This is a genomic window from Parvibaculum sedimenti (assembly GCF_009184905.1).
Lineage (GTDB): Bacteria > Pseudomonadota > Alphaproteobacteria > Parvibaculales > Parvibaculaceae > Parvibaculum > Parvibaculum sedimenti.
In genome coordinates, this window is sequence record NZ_WESC01000026.1 from 1 (window position 1) to 10,883 (window position 10,883).

The 10,883-nt window shown below is 57.4% G+C and carries 6 protein-coding genes and 4 pseudogenes; 9 read left to right on the forward strand and 1 reads right to left on the reverse strand.

Going from position 1 to position 10,883, the window contains the following annotated elements; genetic code table 11:
• Positions 1–90: 90 nt before the first annotated feature.
• From F2P47_RS17340 to rfbA, 4 genes and pseudogenes are all read left to right on the forward strand, one after another.
• Positions 91–351, forward strand: a pseudogene (locus F2P47_RS17340) (dTDP-4-dehydrorhamnose 3,5-epimerase family protein); the annotation flags it as partial.
• 63 nt (positions 352–414) lie between these two features.
• A pseudogene (rfbB, locus tag F2P47_RS17990) lies at positions 415–1,464 on the forward strand (dTDP-glucose 4,6-dehydratase); the annotation flags it as partial.
• Between the two features lie 66 nt (positions 1,465–1,530).
• Positions 1,531–2,406, forward strand: a pseudogene (rfbD, locus tag F2P47_RS17995) (dTDP-4-dehydrorhamnose reductase); the annotation flags it as partial.
• Positions 2,403–3,269 carry a glucose-1-phosphate thymidylyltransferase RfbA gene (gene rfbA, locus F2P47_RS17350; protein ID WP_152217654.1) on the forward strand — a complete coding sequence of 289 codons (867 nt, stop codon included), beginning with the start codon at positions 2,403–2,405 and terminating at the stop codon, positions 3,267–3,269. The pseudogene rfbD and the gene rfbA, both read left to right, overlap by 4 nt.
• Positions 3,270–3,360: 91 nt before the next feature.
• Here the strand turns inward: rfbA and F2P47_RS17780 are convergent, their stop codons facing one another.
• Positions 3,361–3,699, reverse strand: coding sequence for a hypothetical protein (locus F2P47_RS17780; protein WP_185681191.1), 339 nt, complete (start codon positions 3,697–3,699; stop codon positions 3,361–3,363).
• Between F2P47_RS17780 and F2P47_RS18175 the strand changes: the two are divergent.
• From F2P47_RS18175 to F2P47_RS17365, 5 genes and pseudogenes are all read left to right on the forward strand, one after another.
• A pseudogene (locus F2P47_RS18175) lies at positions 3,583–4,083 on the forward strand (DUF4915 domain-containing protein); the annotation flags it as partial. The gene F2P47_RS17780 and the pseudogene F2P47_RS18175 sit on opposite strands and share 117 nt — an antisense overlap.
• 21 nt (positions 4,084–4,104) lie before the next feature.
• Positions 4,105–8,391 carry a glycoside hydrolase family 99-like domain-containing protein gene (locus F2P47_RS17355; RefSeq protein WP_246176960.1) on the forward strand — a complete coding sequence of 1,429 codons (4,287 nt, stop codon included), beginning with the start codon at positions 4,105–4,107 and terminating at the stop codon, positions 8,389–8,391.
• Positions 8,392–8,772: 381 nt separating this feature from the next.
• Complete coding sequence (locus tag F2P47_RS17785; RefSeq protein ID WP_185681189.1) at positions 8,773–8,937, forward strand: hypothetical protein; 165 nt, start codon at positions 8,773–8,775, stop codon at positions 8,935–8,937.
• Positions 8,934–9,776, forward strand: a complete 843-nt coding sequence (locus F2P47_RS17360; protein ID WP_152217656.1) for a class I SAM-dependent methyltransferase — start codon at positions 8,934–8,936, stop codon at positions 9,774–9,776. The genes F2P47_RS17785 and F2P47_RS17360 overlap by 4 nt, the downstream gene beginning before the upstream one ends.
• A gap of 75 nt (positions 9,777–9,851) precedes the next feature.
• Positions 9,852–10,823, forward strand: a complete 972-nt coding sequence (locus F2P47_RS17365; RefSeq protein ID WP_185681190.1) for a phytanoyl-CoA dioxygenase family protein — start codon at positions 9,852–9,854, stop codon at positions 10,821–10,823.
• The last annotated feature ends 60 nt before the right edge of the window (positions 10,824–10,883 follow it).

The following is a 10,883-nucleotide window of genomic DNA, read 5'->3' on the forward strand; positions in this document are numbered from 1 at the left end:
GACATTCGACGCGCTTTATTCAGGAGAGTGGAGACACCCTACATCTAGTAGGTGTATGCCTTAACCGGATAGGCACGTGTCGTTCTTAGTGCCGAAAACGGTCTCCAGATACTTGTCCCGATCGGGTTTGCGCATGGGCTGGTCACGCTCGAAGATGACACCGAAGTTGTTTACAAGGTGTCGAACTTCTATTCTGCCGAGCATGATAGCGGGCTCTTGTGGAACGATCCGGCATTGGGAATCGATTGGGGACTGGATGGCATCACGCCTGTCCTGTCGGAGAAAGATTGCCGACATCCTTTGCTTGCTGACCTGCCATCATATTTCGAATACGGCGTGGGTGAAATATAGGTGATTGGGATTTTGTCTTCGCGCTGTAGACGCGTGAATTTCTGAAAGTTGCCGGGGCAAATTATGAGAGTACTGGTTACCGGAGGCGCCGGATTTATCGGTTCAGCTGTATGCAGGCATTTCATCGCAAAAACTGACGCTGAAGTCGTCAATGTCGACAAGTTGACCTATGCAGCCAATTTGAATTCGCTTGCGCCGGTGGCAGGAAGTTCGCGCTATCAATTCATCAAGGGCGACATTTGCGATGGTGGTTTGCTCGATGAGATATTTCAGACCCATGAACCTGATGCAGTCATGCATCTTGCGGCAGAGTCGCACGTAGATCGTTCGATCACGGGGTCGGCTGATTTCATACAGACCAACATTATCGGGACCTATACGTTGCTTGAGGCGGCAAGGCGATACCGGGAAGGGTTGCCGCAATCGCGGCAAAGAGATTTCCGTTTCCTTCATGTTTCAACCGACGAGGTCTATGGAAGCCTGGGATCGGAGGGATTGTTCTGCGAGACAACGGCTTATAGTCCCAACTCGCCTTACGCTTCGAGCAAGGCGTCAGCCGATCACCTTGTGAATGCCTGGCATCACACCTACGGACTTCCGGTTTTGATAACGAATTGCTCGAATAATTACGGGCCTTATCACTTTCCCGAGAAGCTTATACCTCTGGTGATACTTAACGCGCTGGAGGAAAAGCCGCTGCCCGTTTATGGCAAAGGCAACAATGTTCGAGACTGGCTCTATGTCGATGACCATGCGCGCGCCCTGGATCTCGTTCTGAGGCGAGGCCTTCCCGGCGAAAAATATAATATCGGCGGACGGAACGAGCGCACAAATCTCGAAGTCGTGGAAGCGATCTGCGATTATCTTGACGAAAAACAGCCTGCGGCGACCGTCGAGCGCCGTCGGGATCTCATTGAGTTTGTTGCCGACCGTCCCGGACACGATCAGCGTTATGCGATCGATGCCACCAAACTTGAAGACGAACTTGGCTGGCATGCGCAGGAGAACTTCGAAACCGGACTTCACAAGACGATCGAATGGTATCTTGCAAACGAGGGGTGGTGGCGACCGCTGCGATCGGGCATCTATGGCGGCGAGAGACTGGGCCTTCTGCCTGATGGCAAGGGGCGAGCCGAGCCGGTCGCAGTGCAGGCGGACAAGCGCCCGATCCTTGTCGTTGGCCGCTACGGACAGGTCGCGCAGGCGCTTGATGCCCGGGGCTTTGATGGTGTTCGGCATGTTGCGCTTGGACGCGACGAGATCGATTTGACGGATCCCGGTTCAGTCGAGCGGGCTTTCGCGGCGCATAACCCAAGACTCGTCGTCAATGCGGCGGCATACACAGCCGTCGATAAGGCTGAGAGCGAGAGTGATCTCACTTTCGCCATCAACAGCGATGGGGCCGCCATTCTTGCAAGACTTTGCGCGCAAGCGAGAATTCCTCTCATTCATATTTCGACAGATTATGTCTTTGATGGCGTCAAGAGAGTGCCTTACGTCGAGGACGATCCGACCGCCCCGCTTAATGTCTATGGCGCATCGAAGGCGGAAGGCGAGGCGGCCATTCGCGGACTATTGAGGGAGCATGTGATCCTGCGTACAAGCTGGGTTTGCAGCTCGACCGGTAACAATTTTGTCAAGACGATGCTGCGGCTCGCGGAGAGTCGTGACGAATTGAGGGTGGTCGACGATCAGTGCGGCGCCCCCACCTTCGCCACTGACATCGCTGACGCCATCGGCGTGATTTCCGCGCGTCTGCTTAATGGTGACGGGGCCTATGGCACTTATCACCTCGCCGGAAGTGGCGAGACGACCTGGTGCGGATTTGCGCGTGAAATATTTGCACAGTCGGCGGCTTTGGGCATGAAGTCCCCAAACGTGATCGCGATACCCACGAGCGACTATCCGACCCCGGCCCAACGACCCATGAATTCGAGACTTGATTGTCAGAAGATCAAGGACGCATACGGGATTGCGCTTCCGGATTGGAAAATCAGCTTGAGCCAATGTCTCAATGAGCTTCTGCAAAGCACAGATATGGAAAACGTATCATGAAGGGCATCATTCTTGCGGGCGGTTCCGGTACGCGCCTCTATCCGGTGACGGGTGCCATTAGCAAGCAGCTGCTTCCTGTCTATGACAAGCCGATGATCTACTATCCGCTGACGACACTGATGCTGGCGGGGATCAGGGACATTCTCCTTATCTCGACGCCGCATGACCTGCCGCTGTTTCAGCGCCTGCTGGGCGATGGATCGCAATGGGGCATAAGCCTCTCCTATGCCGAACAGCCCCGCCCGGACGGCTTGGCGCAGGCTTTTCTGATTGGGGAGAAGTTTATCGGCGATGCGTCCTGCGCTCTCGTGCTGGGCGACAATCTTTTTTACGGAGACGGACTGCCCGCAAAAATGCGTGAGGTTTCAAAGCGTGAAGGCGCAACCGTCTTTGCCTATCATGTAGGTGATCCGGAGCGTTACGGCGTTGTCGAGTTCGACGGCGAGTCGAATGTCCTGTCGATTGAAGAGAAACCGGGAGCGCCACGCTCGAACTGGGCGGTGACGGGGCTTTATTTCTACGACAATGATGTTGTCGAGATCGCCAAAAGCCTTCGCCCCTCTCCGCGCGGCGAGCTCGAAATCACCGATGTCAACCTGGCCTATCTTGCAAAAGGCAAACTCCGGGTCGAGCAACTGGGGCGCGGTTATGCGTGGCTCGATACCGGCACACATGACGCGCTATTGGAGGCGGCGGAATTTGTCAGGACGATCGAACACCGTCAGGGCCTGAAGATTGCCTGCCCGGAAGTGATCGCGCATGAACTCGGGTATATTACCGCCGAGGATCTGTGGGTTGCCGTGCAGGCCCTCGGAAGCTCGACCTACGGGCATTACCTCGCCCGACTGGGGCGCGGGGAATGAGCGGCGGGCGCTACTCCCTCAATCGGCAGTGAAAGAACAGGCGAAGGCGTATGCCTTTGAAAAATTAAAGGGTGATACGTCGATGAGAAAGTTATTTGACAAGATTCTCGTATCTTCTCCAAATGGAGGTGGTCTTTATTTCGTTCACGACGGCAAGACTTTCCAGCTTGACAATTTCAACACCACCGGGCTCAGCATAAAGGGAAGAAAGGTTCTCCGCAGCATTCAGCCTAAGAGAATTTGCTTCTATGGCGGCGATGTGCCAGAGATTTTTCGTGGCGCGCCAGAAGTCAACGACATACACGATGTGTATTTGGACAACGATTTTTTCTACGCGGTTGGAACATCGGAAAATAAAATAATAAAATTTAACAGCGCCGGCGAGGAAATGCAGCGCTGGGTTTTCCCCGGCGAAGAAGACGCCTGTCATATCAACTGTCTGGAAAAGTGGAACGGGAGGATCGTTTTCTCGGCGTTTGGAGAATTCCGCACGAAACGCGAATACAAGGGAAAAACCGAGAAATCCGGTTTTGTGCAGGATCTACTCACAGGAGACCGCCTGATTGCGGGCCTGTCTCAACCGCACAGCCTCGTTTCTCTCGGCGAGAACCTGCTGCTGGCAAATTCCGAGTACCGAGAATTGGTCGAATTTGGCCCGACGGGCGATTTGCTGCGCTCGCAAACGTTCGATGGATATACGCGCGGCATTTGCGTTGTCGACGACGTTGTTTACGTCGGTCTGAGCTGTTCCAGAAATATCGAAAGCCACACCATCGACACCGCCGCCGTGGTCGCTCTCGATCGGAAATCGTGGGTGGAACTGGGGAGAGTTCAGATGCCCACAAAGGAGATTTATTCGATACAGGGGCTCACCGATCCCGATGACGTGATTCACCTATTGGCAAATATCACCTCCACATCGTCATCTGAATTGACCGTGACGCTGACGGAGCGCGACGGCCGGATCGCCAGCCTCAACCAGGCCGTGGCCGCGCAGGCAGGGGAGCTGCGCGAGACGTTGTCGCGGTCGGAGACGGAACTCTCCGAGGCGTGGCGCCGGGCGGAGGCGCTGAAGAGACATCTCGACACGGAAAGAGAAACGGCCCGACGGGCGGAAGACGTGGCCAAGGGCCTTGGCAGCGAACTGGAAACGAGTCGTAAACAGATCGGCGATTTGCGCGAGGCGCTTCAGCAGTCAGGCGCAACGCTTGCCGAAGCCGGTCGGCGCGAGGAAGCGCTCCGCACGGAGGTAAAGGCAGCGGAGGCGCGGGCTGCAGAGCTTCGCGAGGCGCTTCAGCAGTCAGGCGCAACGCTTGTCGAAGCCGGTCGGCGCGAGGAAGCGTTCCGCGCGGAGGCGGCGGAGGCTGGCCGGGAGAAGGAAGAGGCCGAGACGAAGCTTGCGCGGCTGGAAGAACATCTCGCCGGGAGCGAAGCGGCCCTGGCGGAGGCTGGCCGGGAGAAGGAAGAGGCCGAGACGAAGCTCGCGCGGCTGGAAGAACAGCTCGCCGGGAGCGAAGCGGAATGGCGGCTGTTGGACGAGGCGTTCGAGCAGCGGAATGCCGACTACCATCGTATCTATCACGCACTGCGTCATGCACGGGCGCGGCCGTTCAAGACGTTGCGCCGTTTCCTGCGTTGGAAGTCGAGTTCGGCCCTTCTGGCATGCAGGAAAATCCTGCCGGAATCGGTGGTTCGGCGAATGTACCGGCGGATGGAGAAGTCATCGCCTGTACCGGCGGAGCAATTTCTGATCGTCGAGGCGCCGGTCCGCATGCGTCCGAAGCGGACGCGAAAAATGGAGCGCAAGTACCGGACGAGCCGTTTCATTCTTCGCTTCCGCTGGATATTGCCCAAGGGATTTGCCCGGCGGATGCGGAGCCGGATGGAGAAGAGCGCGCCGCCGTCCTACGCCTCGCCGGTCGGACCGGACCTTGCGACGGCGAAGCTGCTTCCGGCTGCGGCAATGCCGCCCATCGCTGGCAGACAGGCGGACTCCGTCCCCATTTCGGCCCGACCGGCCGCTCGCGGTATCGATGTGAGGGCGATCGCCTTCTATCTTCCGCAGTTTCATCCGATTCCCGAAAACGATGCATGGTGGGGCAAGGGGTTCACGGAGTGGACGAATGTCACCAAGGCTGTTCCGCAATTCCCGGGCCACTATCATCCTAAACTGCCGGGAGAACTCGGCTTTTACGATCTCAGGCTTCCCGAGGTTCAGCAGCAGCAAATCGACCTCGCGAGGCGGTACGGCATTCACGGTTTCTGCTTCCACTATTACTGGTTTACAGGCGGACGGAGACTTCTTGAGCGTCCTCTCAATCAGTTCCTCGCGCACAAGGAGCTCGACTTTCCGTTTTGCATCTGCTGGGCGAACGAGAACTGGACGAGGAGATGGGACGGGAGCGAGCAGGAAATCCTGATGGAGCAGCGCTATGAGCCGCAGGATGACCTCGAGATCATCCGGGACATGGAGCCGCTGCTGCGCGATCCCCGATATATCCGCATCGACGGCCGTCCCGTCATCATCGTCTATCGTGTCAATGTGCTGCCTAATGCAAAGCGGACCGCGCAAATCTGGCGAGACTACTGTGCGGAGCGTGGGATAGGCGTCCCCTATCTGATCGCCGCGCAGTCCTTCGGCATCGACGATCCGCGAGTTTTCGGATTCGACGCGGCGGTGGAGTTCCCCCCTCATGGCGTTGCGCTAGAGGAGGTCGAGGGAATAAAGCCCTTCGCTTCGGACTACGACGGGAAGGTCTACAGCTACGAGCGGATGGCGAAGTCCAGTGTCACGAAGCCCTGGCCTGACTATACGCTCTTCAGGACCGCCTCACCCTCGTGGGACAATGAAGCGCGCCGGCCGGGAAGGGGACATGTCTACTTCGGGTCCACACCGACCCTCTACCGCGAGTGGTTCTCCGGCCTTTGTCGCATGACCCGCGAGCGGTACGGGAATCCGGACGAGAGGCTTGTCTTCATCAATGCCTGGAACGAATGGGCCGAGGGAGCCTATCTCGAGCCCGACAGGCGTTATGGCTACGCCTATCTCGAGGCGACCAGGGAAGCGCTCGAAACGACCGTGTCGACAGTCGACAGCCCCGATCAGGATGCGTCCAGGCTCGTCCTGGTGAGCCACGACGCGCTCCCCTACGGGGCACAATTTCTGGCGATCAACATCGCAAAGACGTTGAAGGAGGAGTTCGGACGAAACGTCGATATTGTTTTGCTCGCCGGAGGCCCGTTGAAAGCTGAGTTCGCGCGGTGGGGAACCGTGCATGATCTCACCGGCACGGATTCGGCGGGGGCGGGCGGCCGCGCCCTGATCGAACGGCTCGGCCTCCGTGAAGGCGACCTCGCGATCTGCAACACCACGGTGGCGGGGCATTTCCTCGCCCTCCTTAAGGAGTATGGCGTCCGGACCGTTTCGCTCGTTCATGAATTTTCGGGCGTAATCGCCGAATACGAACTCGAGTCCGCGGTCCGATCGATTGCGAAAGCCGCCGACCGGATCGTCTTTCCCGCGCCGATGATTGCCGAGGGTTTCGAGAGGATCGGGCGGGTCGACGATGTTCAGCGGGTCATCCGACCGCAGGGTCTTTACAAGAGAAATCGCTATCGCAGCGAGAAGGAGATCGCCGAGGCCAGGCGTGAGCTGAGGCGCCGCCTCGGCCTTCGACCCGAGACGCGCATCGTGCTCGCAGTCGGACATGTCAGTCTGCGCAAGGCGACGGATCTTTTCGTCCAGGCGGCAATGCAAGTTTTGCAGAAACGTCCCGATGTCTTCTTCCTCTGGCTCGGTCCCAACGAGTGCGATCTCACGAAGGAACTGCGCAGACAGATTGAAGCGGCGGAAGCTTCGTCGAGCTTCGGTTTCCCGGGCGTCGATGCCGATACGGATCTCTATTATGCGGGCGCCGATCTCTACGCGATGACCTCGCGCGAAGACCCGTTTCCCTCTGTGATCATGGAAGCAATGGATAGCGGTCTTCCGGTCGTCGCCTTCGACGGTGCCGTTGGCAACCTGCTGCTCGTGCTGGAGGCCAAAGGCGCTGTCGTCCCCCAAGGGGATGTTGACGCCTATAGCCGAGCCATTCTCGAATTTCTCGGCGACGAGCGACGTTCTGAGGTCGCCCGCGAAGCGGGGCGCGCGCTCGTCGCGCGGGATTTCTCCTTCCGACGCTATGTACACGATCTGCTCGCTCTCGGCGGGCAGCCCCCTTACAGGGTCTCCGTCATCGTCCCGAATTACAACTACGCGCGTATTCTCGCGGATCGCATCTCCACCATCGCGGCACAGACTTATCCGATCTACGAATTGCTTGTGCTGGACGATGCCTCGACAGACGATAGCCTGGAGGTGGCCAAGGCGAGTCTCGCCGATCTCCCGTTCGATGCACGCATCATCCCGAACGAACAGAACAGCGGCTCGGTCTTTCGCCAGTGGCTCCGGGGGGTGGAAGAAGCGGCCGGCGATTATGTCTGGATCGCCGAGGCGGACGACCTCTCCGAGGATTCGTTTCTGGCGGAGGTCATCGCGGCGTTTTCCGATCCCGACGTGGTCATGAGTTACTGCCAATCCAAGCAGATGGGGCCGGACGGCCGAATTCTATCCGGCGACTATCTCGATTACGTCGCCGATATATCGCCGGAGCGGTGGCGCTCTCCCTATGTCGTGGAGGGGCGCAGGGAGATTTGCGAAGCGCTGAGCATCAAGAATACGATCCCGAATGTCAGCGGCGTTGTGTTCCGCCGCGATGCGCTGCTCAAGGTATTGCGGACGCATTGCGAGGAGATCGCGGCCTACCGAATTGCGGGCGACTGGCTCGCCTATACATTGCTCCTCGAGCACGGCAAGGTCGCCTTCTCCCCGAAGTCGCTCAATTTGCACCGGCGTCACCAGACGAGTGTGACCCAGGGTTCAAATCAGGTTCTGCATCTGGCCGAAATCGTTTCGGTACAGGAGCGCTTGCGCGGGCGCTACGGGGAACTGACGTCGCAGAGCGTGAAGGCCAATGCGTATGCACAAGAAATCTATGAGCAGTTTGAACTGAGAACCGAGCGTCATCCTGATTTTTCTTCTCAACCGGAGATGGTGGAACTGGTTAGCCGCTTATTAGGATAAACCCGCATGTGGGGCATTTGCGATGGATGTGTTACTACGATTGAGCATGCCAACCGATAGGATGTTTGAAAACGGCGGCTACTCCTACCCTTGCCGATGGTTTGATGGTCAGCCAACATTGCCGAGTTGGCATTTGGAAGAATGGGGAGGGTGGCAATACTTGACGTTGCCGTCAGTGCCGCCTCGAGGGAGTTTTGTTCGACGAAGAGTCAAATTCCGCTCAACGACCTGGCGCGACAGACGGGCACGATCTAGGTCGAACTCCATGCCGCGGCCAGCCGCGGCATTCCGGGCATGCGGGAAATGCTGGAGCGATCGACCAGCGCGACCTTCCGAAGCGGATGTGTCGCTCGCGAAGACAAGAAGACTGGAGGAACGGTAGTGGAAAATATCGAGAACGTAAGGGACGAACTGGGGCAGGTCGACGGCTCATTGGCTCATACCGTCGAACGTGTTTTCGTGGTATGCATGAAGAAAGGCGGTTTTGCTGTGAAGGAAATATCGACGGCGGCGGAGTTGCCGGTACTTCGTGGAAGGATTGCATGAGTAACATAGACGATTTCAGACATCTATCGGATACCGAGTGGCTGGACATGTTGATCCAGAGTACCCGATCCACGACGGTGAACGGCCTTCGGTTTCCGCAATTTCCACCCGAAGCGGTGCAGGCCCAATTTGTCGGTTCGTCGAATGAAAATGCCCTGTGGGAAGGCCTTCGTTTCTACGAATTTTTCAAGTCGGAGGCGGCAAAGGCCGGCAGCCCACTTCATTCAGGTTCGAATATTCTCGACTTTGGCACTGGCTGGGGACGTTTTCTGCGCTTTTTCTGGAAGGACGTCGCGGAAGGCGGGCTGCATGGCGTCGACATCGATCCCGACATTGTGGAATCGTGCCGGTCGCTCGGCATTCCCGGCAAGCTGGAGAGGATCGAACCGCTCGGTCGGCTCCCCTATGACGATGCCAGCATGGATGTCATTCTCGCCTATTCGGTCTTCACTCATCTGCCGGAAAACGTGCATTGTCACTGGATGAACGAGTTCAAGCGTGTGGCGCGGCCGGGTGCCATCGTCGCCATGACGATCGAACCGAGGCGCTTCCTCGAATTCGTCATCGGGCTGAAGGGACAGTCGCCCGAGAGCGGTTGGCACGCCGGTTTGCAGCGTTTTTCGGACTACGCATCCGCGATGCTTCCGGCCTACGACGCAGGGCAGCTCGTCTACCTGCCGACCGGCGGCGGCGATTTTCGCGATGCGACTGTCTATGGCGATGCGGTGTGCCCGATCAGCTATTTCGAAGCGAATTGGATGCCCGAATTCGAAGTGCGCGCCCATGTCGACGATCCGTCGCGTTTCTGGCAGGCGGCGGTCGTTCTGCGAAAGGCTTAGGCGGCCATGCCGCTGAGGTGGCCTTTTTTGGAGCGCGGCTCTAAGGTTTTTGTAGGGTGTCTTTCGGAGGAACATATGTCGCGACATATCAACGCTGAAACTGTCGTGCCGAAAGAAGCATGGACGAGCGATGTTCCATGGATCGACAAGGATGATTGCGACATCGATGCCTATGTCGGCTCGTTATCGGAGAGGCCTGACTTCGACCTCGCCGAGAAACTGCGTCGATGGCGCGATGATGGCGTCGTCGTGTTTGAGCAGGCGGTCGCCAGCGATCTCATAGATAGGTACTTGGAAGATATCGACACGCTAGTCAGGGATTACGACACATATGAGGTGCCGATCGAGATTCGTGGTCAGCAGATGTCCAGCCGGGACATAGACGGATTTCCAGCCAACCTAACCGGGATGAAGCTTAATCATATGCATTGCTTCTCCCTTGCGGCGGCGCGGCTGAGCCTGACGTCGGTCGTTACCGAGTTTTTGGAGCATGTGTTTCGTATGCCGCCGTCGGTCTGCCAGTCATTGACGTTCTGGCGTGGCAGCGAACAACCGATTCACATTGATTATCCTTATGTACGCCAACAGAAGAAATTGAGTTTCCTCGCGGCTTCCTGGGTGCCGTTGGAGGATATTCATCCGAATGCCGGACCGCTTGCCTACTACCCCGGTGGCCATAAGTTGGATCAATCAGGTTTTTTTGATTGGGGCGAGGGCTCGATCATTTATGACGAACACTCTTCAAGGACACCAGGCGATTTTGCGCAATATCTGCGGGCGCGCATGGCTGAACAGGAAATCGCGCCACGTCAATTCTGTCCTAAGCGGGGGGATGTGTTGCTTTGGCATGGTAACTTGCCTCATGAAGGAACCGCTGTCAGAAACGCGGAACTGACGAGAAAGAGCTATGTTACTCATTACACGGCAGAATCCGAATTGCCGGATTGGATGAGGAACTACGATAAGCAGGGTCATCCGAGGGGGGTGTTTGAAAACGGCGGCTACTCTTATCGTTTCCGATGGTTTGATGCGTGCCTATCCGGTTAAGGCATACACCTACTAGATGTAGGGTGTCTCCACTCTCCTGAATAAAGCGCGTCGAATGTC

Excerpts from the sequence above, each read along its gene's own strand:
- rfbA (WP_152217654.1), top strand. The coding sequence starts at position 2,403 with ATGAAGGGCATCATTCTTGCGGGCGGTTCCGGTACGCGCCTCTATCCG.
- F2P47_RS17780 (WP_185681191.1), bottom strand. The coding sequence starts at position 3,699 with ATGACAGGCGTCTTCTTCGCCGGGGAAAACCCAGCGCTGCATTTCCTC.
- F2P47_RS17355 (WP_246176960.1), top strand. The coding sequence starts at position 4,105 with ATGCCCACAAAGGAGATTTATTCGATACAGGGGCTCACCGATCCCGAT.
- F2P47_RS17360 (WP_152217656.1), top strand. The coding sequence starts at position 8,934 with ATGAGTAACATAGACGATTTCAGACATCTATCGGATACCGAGTGGCTG.
- F2P47_RS17365 (WP_185681190.1), top strand. The coding sequence starts at position 9,852 with ATGTCGCGACATATCAACGCTGAAACTGTCGTGCCGAAAGAAGCATGG.